Source organism: Dyadobacter sediminis, from assembly GCF_005860765.1.
In the GTDB taxonomy this organism is placed as follows: domain Bacteria; phylum Bacteroidota; class Bacteroidia; order Cytophagales; family Spirosomataceae; genus Dyadobacter; species Dyadobacter sediminis.
Genome location: NZ_VCEI01000025.1, coordinates 237,087 through 257,305 on the forward strand (window position 1 = coordinate 237,087; position 20,219 = coordinate 257,305).

Annotated in this window: 21 protein-coding genes; 10 read left to right on the forward strand and 11 right to left on the reverse strand. The window is 45.1% G+C overall.

Annotated elements, in window-relative coordinates:
* Positions 1 to 34: 34 nt before the first annotated feature.
* The 5 genes from FEM55_RS13380 to FEM55_RS13400 all read right to left on the reverse strand — a co-directional run bounded on the left by FEM55_RS13380 (position 35) and on the right by FEM55_RS13400 (position 2,399).
* The gene (locus tag FEM55_RS13380) at positions 35 to 436 is read right to left on the reverse strand and encodes an Hsp20/alpha crystallin family protein (RefSeq protein WP_138281877.1); all 402 of its coding nucleotides are present in this window, start codon (positions 434 to 436) and stop codon (positions 35 to 37) included.
* A gap of 435 nt (positions 437 to 871) precedes the next feature.
* Positions 872 to 1,057, reverse strand: a complete 186-nt coding sequence (locus FEM55_RS13385; RefSeq protein ID WP_138281878.1) for a hypothetical protein — start codon at positions 1,055 to 1,057, stop codon at positions 872 to 874.
* Between the two features lie 3 nt (positions 1,058 to 1,060).
* Positions 1,061 to 1,321: a hypothetical protein gene (locus tag FEM55_RS13390; RefSeq protein ID WP_138281879.1), complete on the reverse strand. Its 261-nt coding sequence runs from the start codon at positions 1,319 to 1,321 to the stop codon at positions 1,061 to 1,063.
* A gap of 131 nt (positions 1,322 to 1,452) precedes the next feature.
* Positions 1,453 to 1,839: a hypothetical protein gene (locus tag FEM55_RS13395; protein ID WP_138281880.1), complete on the reverse strand. Its 387-nt coding sequence runs from the start codon at positions 1,837 to 1,839 to the stop codon at positions 1,453 to 1,455.
* Between the two features lie 11 nt (positions 1,840 to 1,850).
* Positions 1,851 to 2,399 carry an RNA polymerase sigma factor gene (locus FEM55_RS13400; RefSeq protein WP_138281881.1) on the reverse strand — a complete coding sequence of 183 codons (549 nt, stop codon included), beginning with the start codon at positions 2,397 to 2,399 and terminating at the stop codon, positions 1,851 to 1,853.
* Between the two features lie 517 nt (positions 2,400 to 2,916).
* On the opposite strand from FEM55_RS13400, the gene FEM55_RS13405 reads away from it, so the two are divergent.
* A complete protein-coding gene (locus tag FEM55_RS13405) occupies positions 2,917 to 3,285 on the forward strand; it encodes a T9SS type A sorting domain-containing protein (protein ID WP_138281882.1) in 369 nt (122 codons plus the stop codon).
* A gap of 72 nt (positions 3,286 to 3,357) precedes the next feature.
* On the opposite strand, the gene FEM55_RS13410 is transcribed toward FEM55_RS13405, so the two are convergent.
* Positions 3,358 to 4,395 (reverse strand): Gfo/Idh/MocA family oxidoreductase, encoded by a 1,038-nt coding sequence (locus FEM55_RS13410; RefSeq protein WP_138281883.1) that lies wholly within the window; start codon positions 4,393 to 4,395, stop codon positions 3,358 to 3,360.
* 160 nt (positions 4,396 to 4,555) lie between these two features.
* Between FEM55_RS13410 and FEM55_RS24965 the strand changes: the two genes are divergently transcribed.
* Both FEM55_RS24965 and FEM55_RS13415 read left to right on the forward strand, forming a co-directional pair.
* Positions 4,556 to 4,732 (forward strand): hypothetical protein, encoded by a 177-nt coding sequence (locus FEM55_RS24965; protein WP_171036546.1) that lies wholly within the window; start codon positions 4,556 to 4,558, stop codon positions 4,730 to 4,732.
* Between the two features lie 5 nt (positions 4,733 to 4,737).
* On the forward strand, positions 4,738 to 5,130 hold the full coding sequence (locus FEM55_RS13415) for a type II toxin-antitoxin system VapC family toxin (RefSeq protein ID WP_138281884.1): 393 nt from the start codon (positions 4,738 to 4,740) through the stop codon (positions 5,128 to 5,130).
* 8 nt (positions 5,131 to 5,138) lie between these two features.
* Here the strand turns inward: FEM55_RS13415 and FEM55_RS13420 are convergent, their stop codons facing one another.
* Positions 5,139 to 7,217: an outer membrane protein assembly factor BamB family protein gene (locus FEM55_RS13420; RefSeq protein WP_138281885.1), complete on the reverse strand. Its 2,079-nt coding sequence runs from the start codon at positions 7,215 to 7,217 to the stop codon at positions 5,139 to 5,141.
* Positions 7,214 to 8,167, reverse strand: a complete 954-nt coding sequence (locus FEM55_RS13425) for a sugar phosphate isomerase/epimerase family protein (protein ID WP_138281886.1) — start codon at positions 8,165 to 8,167, stop codon at positions 7,214 to 7,216. Before FEM55_RS13425 ends, FEM55_RS13420 begins: the two co-directional genes overlap by 4 nt.
* A gap of 228 nt (positions 8,168 to 8,395) precedes the next feature.
* On the opposite strand from FEM55_RS13425, the gene tsaE reads away from it, so the two are divergent.
* From tsaE to FEM55_RS13460, 7 genes are all read left to right on the forward strand, one after another.
* The gene (gene tsaE, locus FEM55_RS13430) at positions 8,396 to 8,827 is read left to right on the forward strand and encodes a tRNA (adenosine(37)-N6)-threonylcarbamoyltransferase complex ATPase subunit type 1 TsaE (protein WP_138281887.1); all 432 of its coding nucleotides are present in this window, start codon (positions 8,396 to 8,398) and stop codon (positions 8,825 to 8,827) included.
* A gap of 47 nt (positions 8,828 to 8,874) precedes the next feature.
* On the forward strand, positions 8,875 to 10,101 hold the full coding sequence (locus tag FEM55_RS13435) for an alanine dehydrogenase (RefSeq protein WP_138281888.1): 1,227 nt from the start codon (positions 8,875 to 8,877) through the stop codon (positions 10,099 to 10,101).
* A gap of 155 nt (positions 10,102 to 10,256) precedes the next feature.
* Complete coding sequence (locus FEM55_RS13440) at positions 10,257 to 10,661, forward strand: hypothetical protein (protein ID WP_138281889.1); 405 nt, start codon at positions 10,257 to 10,259, stop codon at positions 10,659 to 10,661.
* A 150-nt stretch (positions 10,662 to 10,811) separates the two neighbouring features.
* Complete coding sequence (locus FEM55_RS13445) at positions 10,812 to 11,246, forward strand: hypothetical protein (protein ID WP_138281890.1); 435 nt, start codon at positions 10,812 to 10,814, stop codon at positions 11,244 to 11,246.
* A 207-nt stretch (positions 11,247 to 11,453) separates the two neighbouring features.
* Positions 11,454 to 12,368 (forward strand): ABC transporter ATP-binding protein, encoded by a 915-nt coding sequence (locus tag FEM55_RS13450; RefSeq protein WP_138281891.1) that lies wholly within the window; start codon positions 11,454 to 11,456, stop codon positions 12,366 to 12,368.
* A 35-nt stretch (positions 12,369 to 12,403) separates the two neighbouring features.
* A complete protein-coding gene (locus FEM55_RS13455) occupies positions 12,404 to 13,729 on the forward strand; it encodes an ABC transporter permease (protein ID WP_138281892.1) in 1,326 nt (441 codons plus the stop codon).
* Positions 13,730 to 13,938: 209 nt separating this feature from the next.
* Positions 13,939 to 16,914: a glycosyltransferase family 117 protein gene (locus tag FEM55_RS13460; RefSeq protein ID WP_138281893.1), complete on the forward strand. Its 2,976-nt coding sequence runs from the start codon at positions 13,939 to 13,941 to the stop codon at positions 16,912 to 16,914.
* 72 nt (positions 16,915 to 16,986) lie between these two features.
* Here FEM55_RS13460 and FEM55_RS13465 read toward each other — a convergent pair whose 3' ends face one another.
* The 3 genes from FEM55_RS13465 to FEM55_RS13475 form a co-directional block, all read right to left on the reverse strand.
* Positions 16,987 to 18,165, reverse strand: coding sequence for an endonuclease/exonuclease/phosphatase family protein (locus tag FEM55_RS13465; RefSeq protein WP_138281894.1), 1,179 nt, complete (start codon positions 18,163 to 18,165; stop codon positions 16,987 to 16,989).
* A 104-nt stretch (positions 18,166 to 18,269) separates the two neighbouring features.
* On the reverse strand, positions 18,270 to 19,436 hold the full coding sequence (gene dnaJ / locus FEM55_RS13470; RefSeq protein ID WP_138281895.1) for a molecular chaperone DnaJ: 1,167 nt from the start codon (positions 19,434 to 19,436) through the stop codon (positions 18,270 to 18,272).
* A 98-nt stretch (positions 19,437 to 19,534) separates the two neighbouring features.
* The gene (locus FEM55_RS13475) at positions 19,535 to 20,164 is read right to left on the reverse strand and encodes a nucleotide exchange factor GrpE (protein WP_138281896.1); all 630 of its coding nucleotides are present in this window, start codon (positions 20,162 to 20,164) and stop codon (positions 19,535 to 19,537) included.
* Positions 20,165 to 20,219 lie beyond the last annotated feature (55 nt).

A 20,219-nucleotide genomic window follows, 5' to 3' on the forward strand; every position in this document is an offset into this window, starting at 1 on the left:
TTGCAGCGGCTTTTTTATATTTGTAATGCTGCTTTCAGGCAACGTTAATCTCCTGCGCCGGCTTTTCCGAGCCGGGTATAACCGGCAAAATAAGCTGTAAAATGCCATTTACGTATTCGGCGCGGATATTTTCCGTATCCACGGTTTCATCAATGATGAAAGTCCTTTCAAACGATGCCTTGCTGAACTCATGCCGTATCCAGTTTCTTTTTTCGCGCAGGTCATTTTTGAGTTCGTAGGAAACCGTTAGTTCATGGCCTTTGATGCTGATCCGGAAGTCGTCCTTGGACCGGTCGGGAGCAAAAACCAGCAGTTCGTAATTGTTCTCGTTTTTCACAATATTTACCGGAACACGGTAATAGCGGCTTTCGCCGAATTGTTTCCCAAAATGATCATGGCGCATTCCATAGCCACGATTTCCATATCTGTTGCACATGTTTAATTTACGTTTTTTAGCTGTCAGCGATTGGCTTTTAGCTGTTGAAAAAATTTATTTAATAAAAATGCTCATTTCCCAGAACCAGCCATTTCAACTCATGACTTCATTTCAAAAAATGCCAATTTTCCAGAACCAGCCATTTCAATCCATGACTTCATTTCTAATAATGCTAATTTTCCAGAACCCGCCATCTCAACACATTTCAATCCATGTCAATCCATGACTTCATTTCTAACAATGCTGATTTACTGGAACGAGCAATTTCAACTCATGTCAATCCATGACTTCATTTCAAAAAGTGCTACTTTTCCAGAACCCGCCATCTCAACACATTTCAACTCATGTCAATCCATGGCTTCATTTCTAACAATGCCGATCTACTGGAACGAGCCATTTCAACCCATTTCAACTCATGACTTTATTACTGACTATTCACTGCAAAGGTTGGTTTAAAGTTGGTTTTTCGCTGTAACCATGCCAGTTGTGTCCGCATCCTTCATACCCGTAACGTCCGAAATAGGCTCTTTCATGAAAGCGGGAACCGACTGTATAATGCAGGCCGGCTGCGGTAAGCAAGGCAATGCTTGCACCCAGAATAAATCGTGTGCTTCTTTTCATACCTTATATGTTTTTAGGATTTTCATTCAAATAATCTCTTAATCTTTCCTTGCCTTCATAAGGCCGGAATCTTTGGTAATCGTCAAAATCGAAATCAAACCGCCTTGGTCTGCGGAATCCGGAAAACCTTCCTGCAAACAGTCTGAAAACGAGCCCGAGAAACAGAAAAAAGAACAGAGCCTTGAAAAGGAAAAAGGGAACTGCAAAAAGTAAAATGCCGCCCAGAATTCCTGCAATTACTACTTTGACAACTTGTAAGAACATGGCTTTTGATTTTAAAGGTGAAAACCGGATGCATGGATATGCTGTATATAATCGCAGACGGCGTGCAGCAGAAAATACTTTAAAAGATCTGTATAAAAGCAAAAAAAATCCGGCTGCATGGCCGGATTCGTTTATAAGTCATTTTCTGGCGGCTTTCCGCAGCGCCGCCGCATTTCCTGGCGAAATTTGCTGCGTTCCGCTTCGGTCATTTCCATCCATTTGTTTTTCCACGGCGGACCGAAACCACGCTTGTCATCTTTTGAACTTTCGCGGCTGAAACGCGGTTGGCCTCTCCATCGGCCCGGACCGCCCCTGCGTCCGCCGAAGTTCCCGAACAGCAGCCGGCATAATGCGAGCAACCCGACGGACTGCCAGTACGAAATGGGATTTACATTCAGCAAATCAGGCAAAATGGCATTCCATAACCAGCGTATGATATTTCCCAGTAAAAGTATTGCAGCCAGTGCGAAAAACGGGAACATCCAGAAACGCCTTCTATATGTATGTCGCTGATTCATGATTGACAAATTTAATAATTTACAAATTCCTGATAAAATGTTTCCAGGCGTTCCCGAAGATGACGTACGGCATACCGTTTTCTGGAAATAAGGGTTTTGATATTTTCTCCCGTCCGGTCCGAGATCTCCTGGAAAGTCTGGTCTTCCAGTTCATTCCAGATAAAAACCTGGCGCTGGCTTTCAGGAAGTTCCTGTAAGGCAAGCGTCAGTTGTTCCCAGAAAAGTTCTTTCATGTACACCGTTTCCGGCGTACCGTCGTCGGCCAGAAGTATGTCTTTGAAGTAAAATTCTCCGTCTTCATCTTCATAGCCGTAATCTTCCAGCGAATCCGGTTTCTGCTTGCGGTACTTGTCAATAATGCGGTTGCGCGCCACGCGGTACAGCCAGCTTCCGATCTGTTCAATGGCTTCGATTTCGGGCACGCTGCTGAGCTGATACCAGACGTCCTGCAGAATATCTTCGGCATCTTCATCCGTATTCACGCGCTGCCGGATAAACCCCAGCAGTTGCTTGCTGTAAGATGCGACAGTCTGAATGATATTTGGCCTTTTCTGCGACAAAATGAAGGGAAAACAGGTAACAAAGTAACAGACGGGCTGCAAACGAAATTACTTTAAATCAAACAGATTATTTTCAGCAACAGGCTGAAAAAGCATGTATGATCCGGGGGTTTCCGGAGGTGAGAATGCAGTTTGATCCTTTACCGGATTCCTTATTTTTAATGACCGGAAACCAGCCGGCTTTGTATACGCTGTTTATCAATGCTATATCTATGTAAAGTACAACAAAATAGGGATTGCACTATTTCCATACAGGTGGCAAATTTCAAACTACTTATTGCACTTTTGCTATAATCATAGGATTATTTTAATATTTATGCATAACAGGAAAAAGAACTTTAACTTCCTGAAAACTTGGCTATTGTTTTGTATTTGTATTGTGATGTACATTTGAATCATCAAACAGAGAGATAAGGGAACGAAAATCGCTGTTTGCCGGAATTAGACTATAATGTTGACGAAATATCTGAAAAGTACAATTTGTAAATCCGAACAAGACATTAAATTTCACAACACAATGAAAAAGACAATTTTGACACTTGCAGTTTTGATGGGAGTATCTGCTGCAAACCTTTCTATCGCTGCTGATAAAGTAAAAGAAAACAACGCTGCCATTGAGCTTGTTTCCAAAGGCGAACTGAAATTCAAACTGACGCTTGAAAATGTAAAAGATAAGTCTTCTCTTGTGATCAAAGATTTCGGCGGAGATATCGTTTACAGCACTGCACTTCCAAAATCAGAAAATTATTCCAAGATTTTTGATTTGTCCAACCTTGCAGACGGTCAGTACAGCTTTATTGTGAACAACGGAAACGAAGTTTCTTCCAAGCCATTTGTAATCACAACGGAAACAAAACGTCAGGTTACAGCGGCAGCAATCAACTAATCTGCAGCATACCGATTGGTTATAAAAAAAGGCAGCCCTGAATTTCAAGGCTGCCTTTTTTGGAAAAAATACTTAGTATTTCATTACTTTCTTTTCTCTGCTGCTCTCAAAAGCAAGGTCAATGACGCGGGTGGTGCGGATAATTTCTTCCGGCTTTACGGCCAGCTCTGCACCGTCGACAATCGCATCATAAACGTTCTGATAAAACGGGGCATAATCGCCGGCTTCACTTTCGATAATTCCTGTATATTCTTCACTGAACATCCTTCCCCAGCGGTTCTCAGGTTCCACGCCCCAGGGTTTGGTGGTAGGTAAAATATTTTGGCGCAGCGTTTCTTCCTGCGGGTCCAGCCCACCTTTGATGAATGAACCTTTTGTGCCGTGCAGGTTATAGCGCAGGAAATTTTCATAAACCAGCAGGCTTGACTTGATGATAACCATTTTATCTGCATAGCCAAGCCGCACGTCAAAATAGTCATCGATTTCACTGTTTGGTCTGATTGTTCGGATTTCCGCGGTAACCGTCTGCGGCTCGCCGAAAAGCACCAGTGCCTGATCAATCAGGTGCGGGCCGAGGTTATAAAGGTTTCCGCCTACCGGAACGCTTTTTTCTTTCCAGGATTCGGTCGGGACCACGGGCCGGAAGCGGTCGTAATGGCATTCGTATTCAATGATATCGCCCAGCTTGTTTTCAGCAATCAGTTTTTTAACCGTCAGAAAATCAGAGTCCCAGCGCCGGTTCTGGTATGCAGTCAGAATCAATCCTTTTTCCTCGGCAAGTGCAACGAGCTGTCTGGCTTCCTCTTCGGTTGCAGCAAAAGGTTTTTCAATGACAACATGCTTTCCGTTTTCAAGCGCATCCATGGCATATGGAAAGTGCGTGTCATTGGGCGTACATATGAATACAACATCTATTTCTTCGTCGCTCAAAAGTTCATCGACTGATCTTGCATTGCCGATGGACGGATCAAATTCCTGTGCTTCGTTCTTGCTTCTTTCGACCACCGTTTTGATTTTAAATCCGGGGTTCGTACTTAAAAATGGAGAATGGAAATAACGTCCGGACAAACCAAAACCAATTAATCCGACATTGAGAATTTTTGAAGACATACAGTTGAATTTAGACTTTTCACAAAGGTAACTTTTGACTGCAAACTGACAAGTGCAACGACTTTGGGAAGCAGTTCGGCGTGCATTTTAACATTTAAATTACTGACATTATATTTGACGTGCATCAGAACTTTCTGCCATGACGACGAAGGAAAAGAAATTGGATATCATTGAAAAAATTGTTCATCTTGAGAATGATGAATTAATCAATAAGGTTAATGAAATCTTAAAAGATCAGCAGAATCCGCCAGTGTCCAGAAAGCCGGGCTGGGGAAAAGGTATGATCAACGGAATTTCAGAAGATTTTGATGATTTTGTTCCATCAGGATTTTCTTAAAACAAATGAATTATTTATTAGACACACACATCTTAATTTGGCATTCAGACGATAATCAAAAACTTTCTGACAAGGTTCTTTCAATATTTAACTCTGCTTATACAGATCTGTATGTAAGTCATGCAACTTTTTGGGAAATGACTATCAAGAAAGGATTGGGAAAATTGGATCTGAGCGTTTCAGTGTCAAAATTTTATGAGGCTGTGATTGAGAATTCGTTTTGTGAATTGTTTTTTAATAGGGATCATTATGAAATTCTTGAAAATCTTCCCTTATTTCATTCGGATCCTTTTGACAGAATGATTATTGCACAGGCAATTACTGAAAATTTGACCATTATAACACAGGATAAAAAATTCAGGCTTTATCAGCAGTTAGTTCCTATTTTATGGAATTAATCCATTCACTAAGGCAATGCAAAAGCAACAAATTGATCTCCTGACTTTGTATTGAGCTTTCCGCCTCCGCAGGCAATGACGACAAACTGTTTGCCATTCACGGAATAAGTACTCGGCGAGGCATACCCGGCGGCCGGCAGTTCGGCTTGCCATACTGTTTTTCCGGTACGTTTGTCAATGGCTCTGAATTGTTCGTCGCGGCTTGCAGCAATAAATAACAATTCGCCCGCTGTAACCAGCGGCCCGCCATAATTATCCGTTCCGGTTATCGGAATACCCTTTTCAGTCAATTCCTTGTATTCGCCCAGCGGCGCCTGCCAGCGGTGTTTTCCCGTGTTCAGATCAACGGCGGTAAGTGTTCCCCATGGCGGCTGACTCACCGGATAACCGTTTTTATCATACCAGCGATTGTAACCTGTATGCTGATACGGAACCTGCGACGTGTTTGTGGCTGCGATTTGCTCTGCTAAATTCCTGTTATATAGAAAATCAACAATTGCATCTTTTTCAGCTCTGGAAATATGTGAAAAGGAAGGCATCATGCCTTTGCCTTTTTCAAGAATGGAATGTATCTGTGAGGTTGTAAGCCTTTTATCAATGCCGGCCAGAGAAGGATACGATCCGTCGTGGTTTCCGGTTCTGTCGGCTCCGTGACAGGAAGCGCAGTTGCTTTTATATAGATCGGCGCCGGTTATGCTTTGATTGTCTGTTTTTAAATCTTTTTTAATTAATGAAGTATAAACCGGGATTTCCTTTGCCGGCACGTACAGGATGCCGCCCGGATCGGTAGCGGCGCCGCCCCATTGTGCACCGCCGTCTGTGCCGGGATAAAAAATGGTCATCTGTGATGTTACAGGAATGTAAGCCTGTCCGGTGCGGGCATGAAGCAGCAGGCTTTCCATGGAATCACGGTCGGCAACAAAAGAATTTAGGTCTTTTACAGTAAAACTTTGACGTGTAAACGGAACCGGCAACTCCGGAACTGGCTGCGTAGCACTTGGTTTTTCACCGGAAATGGCATCCAAAGGAAAAGACACTTCCTTTACCGGAAAAAGCGGTTTTCCTGTAACCCGGTCAAAAATAAAGATATAGCCTTGTTTGGTAATCTGTGCAACGGCATCAATGCGCTTTCCGTTGTGCATAACGGTAACCAGATTGGGCGGTGCCGGAAGGTCCCGGTCCCAGATGTCATGATGAACAAACTGAAAATGCCATAGCCGTCTGCCCGTTGCGGCATCCAGCGCAAGGAGACAGTTGGCAAACAAATTATTCCCCGGCCTGTTTCCGCCGTAAAAATCGTAAGCGGCAGAACCGGTCGGAACGTAAACGATGCCTCTTTTCCTGTCGATTGCCATTCCTGCCCATGCATTTGCCCCGCCGAATTTTTTTCTTGCAGGCTGCGCGAGCCAGGTTTCAGAACCGAATTCACCTTTGTCCGGGATCGTTTTGAAAGTCCATGCAAGTTTTCCGGTAAGTACATGATAAGCCCTTACATCGCCCAGAAGAGCAGTTTCGGATTCGGCAACGCGCGTCCCGACAATGATCAGGTTTTTATAGATTGTATTCGGCGTGTTGGAAGTGACAAAATCATCCGCTCCCGGCCGTTCAATGCCGTTTTTAAGATTGATCCTGCCATTTTCGCCGAAAGAACGGATTGCCAATCCGGTTTCCGCATCCAGCGCATAAAGCCATTGGCCGGCACCGAAAAAAATGCGTTTATCCTGTTTGTCAGCCCAGTATGTCACACCTCGGCTTATGGTTCCGCCTACATCCGGAACGTTTGATTTCCAGATTTCCTTCCCGGTTTCCGCATTGACGGCAAAAGCCTGTGTAGCTGCGGACACTGCATAAAGAACGCCATTGACAATGATCGGATTGCTTTGTATCTGGCTGCGGTTCCGGATCGTATCGGCACCGCCGGAAGCGTAGGTCCAGGCCACTTTCAGCTGACTTACATTCTTTGTATTGATCTGATTCAAATGCGAGTAATGGCTTCTTGCACCGTCGCCGTTGTATTCGGGCCAGTCTGTATCGGGCAGAAAAGATGCAAGTGCAACGCCCGTTAAAATCAGGATCAGTCTGATCATGCTTCCTGCCAGAGTTCTTTTGCTCTTTGCAAATCCCTTTTCATCGCGTCAAATACAACCTTTTCGTCCACGGTAATTTTGTCGGCGCCCTGGTCTGCGCCGCCCAGCGGATATTCAAGGTGCAGGCAGATCGGCACTTCGGTTTTTGTGTCTTTGAGCAGTTTGAAATAAGTTTTGAAATCGACCATTCCTTCACCGAGCGGCACGCTTTTCGGTGCCCATTTTCCATTGGTCTTTTCCCACATGAAATCCTTCAGCACAATGGTTTTAATGTTTGGCCGGATAAGGTTAAAGCCGGTTTGCCAGGAAAGGCCGCCTTCCAGCGTGGCGTGGCGTATATCATACTGCGCACCCATATTTCCGGGATTTGCTTTCTGAAGTATTTCCCAGATTTCGAACATGGATGCACCTACCATTCTGCCCGCATGGTTCTGGTAGCAGCCAATGAGGCCGAGTTTGTCATTCAGCTTGCTCAGCCCGGCCATTTTATTCTTGTATTCATCCAGCAGCTGCGGGATTGTTTTCTGGTCATTGTATTTGTACCAGTTCATCCGGTAATATCTGAAGCCCAGCTTTGCAGCCGTTTCCAGCAGTTTTTTATCCATGGCATTGTTCGCATCTTCCACAGCCGTACAGAACATGGAAGGCGCAAAGCCGGCTTTTTTCATGGCATCCACTGCTTTGGGAAGGTCCGTTTCTACATTTTCCGGAACAACATGTCCTTTGGGACGCACCGTAAGATCAATGCCGTCAAACCCGATTTCCTTGGCTGCTGCGCACATATCCGTATAATTCAGAAACTGCAGGTGTTTTGAAAAGATATTGATCTTAAGAGGTTCTGCTGCGGTTATAGTCTTTCCGGAAAAGACCTCGCCTGCCATTGCGGGGATTACGGCGCCGGCCAAGGCGGTATGAACAAGAAAGTCACGGCGTGATAGGGATTTGGGCATATTATATTCGCCATTTTTTGGCTTTACTGTTTTAGGAATATTTTAGAATCATAAGATCGTACAGGTCCTTTTTTACCGGCATAATGTCAGATCATTTTCGGGATTATCCGGAGATTTGTCAAAATAGTAATTCCGGGAAATGAAAAAAGTTTTCAGCAGAAGTCAGGTGCGGACCTCGGCCCATGATAAAAATGCGATGTATTTTTCCAAATTGTGTATTTTTGTAATATGATTGAACAGCCTGCCACGATATATTTCAGGGATGAGGAGGAATTGGCGGCAGTCTCGGCCAAACTCCTGCAAATGGGCAGCGGCATGCAGGTCTGGCTTTTTGAAGGTCATATGGGCGCCGGTAAAACCACACTGATCAAGGCTGTTTGCAAGCAGCTTGGTGTGAAATCACATGTTCAAAGTCCTACTTTCTCACTTGTAAATGAGTACGAAGCACAAAACGGCTGCGTATATCATTTTGATTTTTACAGGATTAAAGATGAAACGGAAGCGTTGGATATGGGTATAGAAGAGTATTTCGATTCCGGTTGCTTCTGCTTTGTGGAATGGCCGGGCAAAATTGAAATCTTGTGGCCTGAAAAGTATATGCTGCTCAATCTGCAGGCAGATGAAACTGGCATGAGAATATTAGAAATAAAGAAGATATAAAGGGTTTACATAATCAGTATTTTTCACTTTCATTTTTTTGGTAGTAAATGGCACAACCTCAGATAACCGGTTTTGAAGAGCTCGCTAAACAGTCCGTGCTGTATCCGCAAGAATCTTTAATGGCTGTGCGGAAAAATCAAAACTCGTTGCATATCGGATTGCCGAAAGAAGTTTCATTGCAGGAAAACAGGATTGCGCTTACACCAGACGCTGTCGGAATACTGGTCAGGAACGGACATGAAGTCTGGGTTGAAAAAGATGCGGGCAAAGGCGCCAATCTTTCGGATCATGAGTACAGTGAGGCCGGAGCCAGAATCGTGCAAAGTGCCAAGGAAGTTTATCAGGCCAATGTCATACTGAAAGTGGAGCCTTTGGTGGAGGAAGAATTTGGCTACATCAAGTCCGGAACCACACTGATTTCCGTTCTGAACCTTCCGGTTCTTCAGAAAAGGTATTTTGAGAAACTGAACGAGCTTAAAATCACCGGTATCAGTTATGAACTGATCGAGGACAAAGTAGGAGGGAAGCCGATCATACGCGCAATGGGCGAAATTGCCGGAAGCACCGTGCTGCTCATTGCGGCGGAATATTTATCGACACCAAACGGCGGAAGGGGAATTATCCTCGGCGGAATAACCGGCGTGCCGCCAACCAAAATCGTCATCATCGGAGCCGGAACGGTTGCCGAATATGCCACGCGGGCAGCGATCAGCGTCGGAGCGGATGTGAAGGTGTTTGATAAGCATATTTACCGTTTGCAAAGGCTGAAATATTCCATCGGACAAAATATCTACACGTCCATTATAGATTCGGATACGCTTGGCGAAGCCATTGCGCGTGCCGATGTGGTGATAGGCACCATGCGTGCAGAAAACGGCTCCAGCCCGTTGATAGTAACCAAAGAAATGGTTTCCCAGATGAAGCCCGGTTCAGTAATTATTGACGTCAGTATTGATCAGGGCGGATCATTTGAAACTTCGCGCATGACGACGCATAAAAACCCGACTTTCAAATATAATGACATTATCCATTACTGTGTGCCCAATATTCCTTCGCGCGTTGCGCATACGGCGAGTACGGCATTAAGCAATGTTTTTCTGCCTTTTTTACTCCAGACGGGTACAATCGGCGGAATTGAAGAAATGATTTATGCAAACAAATGGTTTATGAAAGGTGTTTACTGTCACAAAGGAACATTGACCAATTCGCACATTGCCAGAAGCTTCAACATGCGTTACAAAGACCTGACACTGCTGCTGGCTGCGAGAATGTGAAGAGCCTTTGGCTTTTAGCCGTTAGCTAATAGCCGAAAACAGCTTGCATTTTACGAAAAGCGACAGCAATAAACACATTTTACTATTTCACAAAAATCCAAGAGCCAATAGCTAAAAGCCAGCTGCTAAAAGCTAAAAGCCAACAACCAAAAACCATGATCAACAACAGCAATGAAAACGCTCTGATGGATGATGCCAATTCTCCGGAATTGAATCAGAAACTGATGGGGTATATATCCGAAGATTTTATAAAAGTTGCCGATCAGCTTAAAGAAGCTTCTTACCAGATCAGGAAACGAGGCTTTTCCGACAATCCTATTTTTGTGGTTACCAATAATGAACTGGAACTGGGCGTTCTGCTGATCGATGCTACGGAACTTGCCAATAATTATTCGTACCGCGCTTCTTACATGCAGGAATTTGTTGACCGTAAGCTGATCGGAGAAGAATCCGTATTGCTGTTTCAGGAAAATTACAAGAATGCGGACGAGTTTTGCTGTCTTTTTGCGTTGATCGGCGATTTCTCCGGGTTTGTATTTGTACCTTATCCGGAAGACTGAGTCCTGTGCAGCTCCCAACAGGTTACCGGATAAAGGTAATATCCTGCCGGCAGCTAAATGAGTAGGGTATGTTTGCGTAACATTCCAAGCGGTTTGAGAAAATTAATTTAGTTTTATTGAACATTAACTGACTTACGTAAACATCCCGATATGGAATCAAAATTACCTTTGGAGCGAGAACTGGAACCTGTCTTTTTACAAAAATTTCCTCCGTTTTCAGAGCAAGTCAAGGAGTTTGTGGTTCAGTACGGGCCTTATTTTATTCTGATCCTGTCCGTTCTGGGTCTTGTGGGATTGTTTACTGCATTCGGGATCATGGGGGCTGTTTCGGGAATGGGCAGTGTTTCAACGGCATTCGGAATCAGTTTTTATCTCAATATCGCACTCGGGGTTTTTGTGCTGATTATGTACCTCATGGCGTTTTCACCATTGAGAGCACGTAAACGGTCGGGCTGGAACCTGCTTTATTATGCACTGCTCATCGGATTGATCAGTAACATGGTGCAGCTCAATATTCTGGTAGCCATTGTAAGCGGTGTGCTTGGATTCTGGATCCTGTTTCAGATACGCGAAAAGTACATCTGACAAATATTCCTAAATTTGGAACTGAATAAAATAGCGAACGGGCATCCGTCCGCTATTTTATTTTACCATTAATCCGGCATTTAATGCTTTGATACTTGTAACTTTAATCCGGCCTTCTGAAATTTTGCATCTTTACCGCCGCAACCAAGCAGAACGTCCGCTTTTACAAACAGCGGCACAGAACGAATCACAGACCCTTTCACAAGTATGAACATTATAGAAGTCCGGAATGTAACGAAGGAATATGCAAACCATGTAGCGCTGGACGATGTAAGCCTTTCCATTCCAAAAGGATGTATCTTCGGATTGCTCGGGCCGAACGGGGCCGGAAAAACTTCACTGATCAGAATCATCAATCAGATTACCGGGCCGGACAAAGGCGAAATCCTGTTTGACGGACAGCATCTTGACCAGAGCCATATTTCCAGAATTGGTTATTTGCCTGAAGAAAGAGGACTTTATAAAAAGATGAAGGTCGGCGAGCAGCTGCTTTATCTGGCGCAGCTGAAAGGATTGTCGCAGAAACAGGCGATGGAAAAGCTGAAAAGCTGGTTTATTAAATTTGATATCAAAACCTGGTGGGACAAAAGCGTTTCGGATCTTTCCAAAGGCATGCAGCAGAAAGTGCAGTTTGTGTCCACCGTTTTGCATGAGCCCGACCTGATCATTCTGGATGAACCTTTCTCGGGATTTGACCCGATCAATGCCAATCTGATCCGTGACGAAATCCTTGAACTTAAAAAAAAGGGAAGTACGATCATTTTCTCCACGCACCGGATGGAAACCGTGGAAGAACTTTGTGACAATATCGCACTGATCCACAAGGCAAAAAAGGTCCTGGACGGCCCCAAGCTGCTGATCAAGGAACAATTCAAAACGCATACCTACTTTGTCGAATACAGAGGAAACCTGGCCGATCTGGGCGAATTGTATGAACTTGGGCAGGAGAAAAACCTTGAAAATGATTACAAGCGCATCCATATTCATCTGGCAAACCATGTAAGTCCGAATGAATTATTATCCGGTTTACTGCAAAGGGTTGAAATCCGTTCTTTCGGCGAAAACATTCCGAGTATGAGCGACATTTTCATGCGTTCAGTTAATGAAGTGCCGGAATCATAACTACTCAGCCGTTTCAACCTTAAAATCATTATTCAATGCGTAATATATTACTAGTTATCAGAAGGGAATATCTGGTGAGGGTAAAGAAGAAATCCTTTCTCATCATGACCTTGCTTGCGCCGGTGCTTTTTGTAGCCTTTTATGCAACCGTCATCTGGGTGGCAATCGAATCGGTTGATACCAAAACAGTTCAGGTTCTGGACGAAAGCGGATTGTTCAGCAAGGAATTCAAGGATACGGAAGCGCTGAAATTCATGTATATCGCTTCTTCCATTGATTCGGCCAAAACGGGATTCAAAAAAAGCGATGCGAATGCGCTGGTCTACATTCCTGCCGACATCATACGCGATCCGAAAGGCGTCCGGATTTATGCAGAAAAGAACGTGAGTATGGACCTGAAATCGCAAATTGAAAAAGTCATTGAAAAACAGATTGAAGACATAAAACTTTCGGAAGCAGGCATCACGCACAAAATTCTCGAAGATTCAAGGGTGAATGTAAGTTCGGAAACGATCAGCCTCAGCGAAGAAGGTGAAAAAACAAGCAGTTCCGGTGCTGCAACGGTCATCGGCGGAATTTGTGCATTTCTGATTTACATGTCGGTTTTCATTTACGGAACGCAGGTGATGCGCGGCATTACGGAAGAAAAAACCAGCCGGATCGTGGAAGTGATTATTTCTTCGGTCAAACCGTTTCAGCTGATGCTTGGAAAAATCATCGGCGTGGCGCTGGTCGGATTAACGCAGTTTGTACTCTGGATTTTATTAAGTACCGCGCTTACAAGTGCAGCTTCTGCGGTTCTGAGCAGCAAGATGCCTGATAATCCGGCACAGATGGCACAGGAAATGCAATCCATCCAGAAAGGAATGCCTGCGCAGGGAATGCCGGGAGGGAACGTGGAAAATCCGGTGGCTGAAGTGCTTGGCGCTGTCAACAGTTTGAATATTCCGCTGATCGTGGGCTGCTTTCTGTTTTATTATCTCGGCGGGTACTTGCTTTACAGCGCACTTTTCGGGGCGATCGGTGCTGCTGTGGACAACGATGCCGATACACAGCAGTTCATGCTTCCCATTACTTTGCCTATTATTTTTTCCTTTGTATTTGCCCAGCTTGTCCTGCGCGATCCCGACGGAACGCTGGCGTTCTGGACATCCATCATTCCGTTTACTTCGCCGATTATCATGATGGTCCGGATTCCTTTCGGCGTTCCGGCATGGGAAATTGCGCTTTCGATGGCGTTGCTTGTGCTTGGATTCATGGGTACGACCTGGCTTGCGGCCCGGATTTACAGAGTCGGGATTCTGATGTACGGAAAGAAAGTCACGTACAAGGAACTGGCAAAATGGATATTTTACAAATGAGTTTTGCGGGCAAATTGGTTGCTTTTAGCTGAATATTCCTGATTTTGTGCCGTCAATACTTCTTCCTGTTAACACTTTTTAAGACTGTTTGAACCTTGCCGTTGAGGTAATTTTGCTAATTTTGACTGACTATTGACAAAACTGTACGATAGGCGTCATCATCTTACTCCAATGTTTGCATTTAACTTTTTAATCTTATCTTCTTTCAAATGACCCGTTTCAACCGTTCCAACAACCTTACGGGTTGGATTGTTTTCGCAATTGCATTAATTACATACACGCTCACTGTGGAGCGTACTGCAAGTTTCTGGGATTGCGGGGAATTTATAGCTTGTGCATTCAAACTGCAGGTGCCGCACCCGCCGGGAGCACCATTCTTTCTTCTGATCGGCCGTATTTTTTCTCTTTTCGCATTCGGTGATTTAACCAATGTTGCTTACTGGGTAAACATGGTTTCGGTTGTGAGCAGCGCATTCACGATCCTGTTTCTTTTCTGGACCATTACGCTGCTTGCCCGCAAACTGATTAACAAAACGGACGAAGAGCTGGATTCCAGCGACATCATATTGCTGATGGGTTCCGGGATCGTCGGAGCGCTGGCTTATACATGGTCCGATTCCTTCTGGTTTTCTGCAGTGGAAGCGGAGGTTTACGGAATGTCTTCTTTCTTTACGGCCATTGTGATCTGGGCTGTGTTCAAATGGGAAAGAATTGAAGATCCGGCTGCCGAAAACCGCTGGCTGATTCTGATTGCTTATCTGGTTGGCCTTTCCATTGGCGTCCACTTGCTGAACCTTGTAACGATTCCTGCACTTGCACTGGTTTATTATTTCAAGAAATATCCTAAAACAAGTGTTTTTGGCGGAATCATGGCCTTTGCGGGCGGTCTTGTCATTCTGGCCATTATCAACTCCGGCATCATTCCCGGACTGCCGAGTATTGCCGGAAAGTTCGAGATCTTCTTTGTGAACTCGCTGGGGCTTCCTTACAAGTCGGGCGTTATATTCTTTATCATTATTTTTCTGGGCGCACTTATCTGGGGGATTCGCTTTTCACAGAAAAAAGAAAATGTGTTGCTGAATACAAGTTTGCTTTCACTTGCCTTTGTTTTGATCGGTTATGCCAGTTATCTGATGGTTCTGGTACGTGCAGAATACAATCCGCCGATCAATGAAAACAACCCGAATGACGTTCTGAGCTTTGTTTCTTATCTTAAAAGAGAACAATACGGCAGCCGTCCGTTGCTGTATGGCCCGTCTTTTGTTTCTTCTCCTGTGAGCCAGAAGCGCGGTGCGCCGATGTACCGCAAGCAGGATGGAAAATACGCCATTTACGATTACCGCCCTGAATATGAGTACGAACCGGGAAGCAACATGCTTCTGCCGCGGATGTACAGCACGCAGCCCGGACACCCGCAGCTTTATCAGCAAATGACCGGACTGGCCGAAGGACAAAAGCCGACTATGGGCAATAACTTGTCATTTATGTTTTCTTACCAGATCGGGCATATGTACTGGCGGTATTTCCTGTGGAATTTCGTAGGCCGTGAAAGTGACGAAGAGGGAGCCGGAAACATGCTTCCATGGGATACCGCAAAACAGTATCCTGCGCCGATTGCCAACAACAAGGCACATGACAATTACTTCATGCTTCCTTTCATACTGGGCTTGTTGGGCATTGTAATCGTTTATTACCGCAGCAAACGGGATCTTCTGGTTCTCGGATTATTATTTATTCTTACCGGCGTTGCGCTTGTCGTTTACCTCAACTCTCCGCCGACCGAGCCGCGTGAACGGGATTATATCTATGTCGGATCATTTTATATTTTCTGTATCTGGATTGGTTTTGGTGTGATTTCCGTTGCAGATGCATTAAGCCGTTTTGTTAAAAGTTCGACAACACGTGCCGGTGCTGCCACTGCATTAAGCCTTGTAGTTCCGATTATCATGGGTGCAAAAGGCTGGGATAATCACAACCGCGCTCACAGATACCATTCTGTTGACTTTGCCAAAAACCTGCTTAATTCCTGTGCACCGAATGCAATTCTGTTTACAGGCGGCGATAACGATACATTTCCGTTGTGGTATGTGCAGGAAGTGGAAGGTTTCCGCACGGATGTGCGCGTATGTAACCTGAGCTTGCTGGGAACCGACTGGTATATCGATCAGATGAAGCGCAAAACGTACAAATCCGAAGCGCTGCCGATTTCGCTGGATAAAAACAATTATGCATTCGGGAAAAACGATATCGTACCGTTTTATGAAATCCCCAGTGTAAAAGGCGGAATCAATCTGAAAGAATACATGGGATTGGTGAAGCAAGAAAATAAAGCCATTCAGGTTCCTTTGACAAGCGGCGACATGACTTCCATTCTGCCGTCGTCCGTTTTGTTTCTGCCGGTCAATGCAGAAGCGGTCAAGAAAATGAATATCATCAAAAGTGATTTGCTTCCATTCGTAAGCGACTCCATCAGCTGGACAATCGGAAAAGGAAACTTGTACAAATCCGATCTGATCATGCTGGATATCATTTCCACCAATGACTGGAAACGTCCGATTTACTTTTCTTCCACACTGGGCGGATCAAGTTATCTGAACCTGAAAGAATATATGCAGCTGGAAGGTTATGCATTTCGTTTGCTGCCGGTAAAAGTGCCGGGCGCAACAGACGGTTATGTAAACACCGATGTGATGTATAACAATCTGATGAACAAAATGTTCTGGAGAGAACTGGATAACCCGAACACGTATTACGACAATACGTATCTCGGATCGCCGGTTGCTACGGCCCGGATCGCGTTTCTGCGCCTGACCGGCCAGCTGATTGCCGACGGGCGCAAGGAAGAGGCCAAGAAGGCCATTGACAAGTCGCTTGCAACCATGCCCGACAAGAGCATTCCTTACGATCAGTTTTCAGCCAATTTCATCGGTCCTCTTTTTGATCTTGGAGAAACCAAAAAAGCGCTGGATATCGCTGAGACCATGGCTACCCGTGCGGATGAAGTGCTCACCTGGGCAAAAGATAACGGCACTACAAAACGCCGCGACAGCAGTGTTTACCTGTACATTATGCAGATAATCGTTCAGGAATGCCGCGAGGCTAAGCAGGAAGCAGCTGCAAAGAAATACGAAGCTATTTTCCAGAAGCATATGGCCGGGTATAACATGTACGGCGGCCAGCAATAAAATAAAGAAGGATCCAAAGCAAAAGCGGGTAGTGTATTTTACACCTCCCGCTTTTGCTTTGGATATCAATGATCAATCCAGTTTTACTTTCACCCAAACGAGCCGGTGATCGGAGCTGGATTCTCTTTTTTCGACCAGATCCGCCATGGGTTCGCCCTTTGCCGGCCAGAATACGCCGCTGTCCAGCACTTTAAAGCCTGTTTTTGAAGGGATTACATAATCCGCACGCATTCTCCAGACAGCCGTATGGTTTTTGGCAAATGCATTCGTATTGCTGTGCTCGGGACCGCCTTTGCTGGCAGGAGCAAGTTCACTGTTCACTTTAGGGTGGCTGAGTAAAGATCTGATGCCTGCTGAAATGGCATTGCCTTCATCCGGCGACGCATTCTGGTCACCTAAAATGACAAAGGAGGAATTTGGCCTAAGCCCGCCTTTTACGCCTTTGTCGTCATAAATATAGGAGCTAAGATGATCGCTGATGTAATCCCGCCAGAAGCGGATTTCGTCATGGTTGCGTTTTCCGTTCCGGTCTTCATCGCCATCAAAAGACGGCGGAGTAGGATGGCTGGCAAGAATATGAATGACTTTGTTTCCGGCCATCACCGGAATGTCCCAGTGTGATTTGGAAGAAAGCGGAAATTGGGCCCAGGCTTCGGGTGCATACCAGTCGCTTCCGTCCGCTTTTGTGACCTTCAACGCGCCGGGCATGTCTTTCCATTTAAAGTTCTGGAAAGTACGGACATTGTTGATGTCAATCGGGAACCTGGATAAAAGCACCATTCCGTATTGTCCGGGATAAAGGCCATAACCCCATGCATCAGCTCCGAACTGTTCTGCTTTTCCGTTATTGTCCAGATCGTAGGGCGATGGCTGGCCGGTGTTTACCGTTGAGTAATAATAATAAGGATAATCAATTCCTCTTCTTCCATCCGAGCTGTCCTGCAGATAAGCTTTTACAAACTGCAGAACGCCGGCCTGCGGATCTTTGACGTAATCGAATTCATTCAGCAATATAACATCCGGCCTTACGGATTTGATAATGCTGGCAATGTTCCGGATCTGTACATTGTTTCCGGAAGCCAGTTCTTTAACCAGAATCTGTTCGGAAATTCCGGGTGTTCCTTTCGGGACGTAGTTTTCCGCTTCCATACTCACGTTGTAAGTAGCGAATGTCAGTTCATTGGTGGCAACGGGTTGAGCAAAGAGCATTCTTGAGTAAAAAAGGGCTGTGAACAGCAACATTGTTTTCATTGGACTGGGCATTTACAAAAAATAAAAAAGTAACTCGGCTTGAAACGAAAAAGCCGCTTCTGTGATGAAACGGCTTTTTGGAAAATATAGTTTTGACTTCAATATCAATGAAAGAAATCCTTCATTTTGTCAAAAAAACCTTTTTCATTCTTTCCGGGCTTCGGCTGGAAGTTTGGTGAATGACGCAACGATTCAAGTGTTTCTTTTTCGTCAGAAGTCAGCTGCTGTGGCGTCCATACATTGATATGTACCAATTGGTCGCCCTTTCCGTAGCCGTTCAGATCTTTAATGCCTTTTCCTTTCAGACGAAGGATTTTTCCGGCCTGCGTTCCGGATTCGATGCTGATTCTTGCTTTGCCGTCCAGCGTTGGAATTTCAACGGATGTTCCGAGTGCAGCGTCAATGAAGCTGATATGCATGTCAAAAACAACGTTATTGCCATCTCTTTTCAAAGCTGCATCTTCTTCCTCTTCAATCACGATCAGCAAATCGCCTGCTACGCCGCCGCGTGCCGGCACGTTTCCTTTTCCGGACATGGAAAGCTGCATGCCTTCCGCAACGCCGCCGGGTATATTCAGTGTGATCAGATCATCCTGTAACAATCTTCCTTCTCCCGCACAGGCTTCGCAACGTTCGCTGATGATTTTTCCGTCACCGTTACAAGTCGGGCACGTGCTTGTGGAAACCATTTGTCCAAGCATGGTGCTCACAACCTTACGGACCTGGCCCGTTCCGTTACAGCCATTGCAGTTGCTGAGCGACGTGCCGTTTTTAGCGCCGTTTCCGCCGCAGGTATCGCAGGTTACATGCCTTTTTACCTTGATTTTCTTTTCAACGCCGTTGGCAATTTCTTCCAGGTTCAGTTTCAGTTTGATCCTCAGATCTGATCCCCGGCGTACTCTGCGGCCCGTTCCGCCGCCTCCGGCCCGGCCGAATATATCGCCAAACGGACTGCTGTCGCCAAAAATATCGCCAAACTGGGAGAAAATATCGTCCATCGAAAAACCGCCGCCGGCACCGTATCCCGCTCCGCCGCCTGCACCGCCAACGCCTGCATGGCCATACTGATCGTAACGCTGACGTTTGTTGTCGTCGCTCAGAACACTGTATGCCTCTGCGGCTTCCTTGAATTTATCCTCGGCAGTAGGATCATCCGGATTTTTGTCAGGGTGAAACTTGATTGCCAGCTTGCGATAAGCTTTTTTGATGTCATCGGCACTGGCGCCGCGATCCACTCCAAGGATTTCGTAGTAATCTCTTTTCTTTGCCATTTTTATATTGCTGAATGTATAATGTAAGCGGCTAGCGCCATATTAAAAATGATTATGGATGCCTTTGGTCATTATACATCATAACATGATTGAGTAACTTATGCACCTACGATCACTTTCGCGTAACGTATTACTTTGTCGTTCAGGTAATACCCTTTTTCGATTTCGTCAATGACCTTTCCTTTGAGGTCTTCCGTAGGCGCAGGAAACTGTGCGATGGACTCGTGTAGTTCCGCGTCAAACGTTTCCCCTTTCGACTGCATCGGTTTAAGCCCTTTGGATTCCAGCGTTTTAAGAAGCTTGGTATAAATCAGATCGACACCTTCTTTAAGCGCATCAATGTCCGTGGAAGAATCGAAGGAAACCTGTGCACGTTCAAAGTCGTCCACAATCGGCAGGATCATTCTGACCGTATCGGCGCTTGCACCGGAAATCATTTCCAGTTTTTCTTTTGCCGTACGTCTGCGAAAGTTTTCAAAATCAGCATAAAGACGTAAATACTTGTCTTTAAGTTCAGCAATTTCCGATTTTGCAGCTTCAAGCGGTTCGTTACTGGCAGCAGAAGGAGCTTCGCCTGTGATTTCCTGTCCGGCATTGTCCAACGGTACTGAATTGGATGTTTCGGTATTTTCTTCGTTTACCAGATTGTCAGTTTCCAATGGAGATTTTTCCTCGTTCATATCGTAATTTTTGTCTTGATCTATGTTGAAGTCTGTATTTTCCGGCATAGTTATTCAGCGTAAATGAATTGTAATCAACAACAATTTGCAGCCTAAATTATTT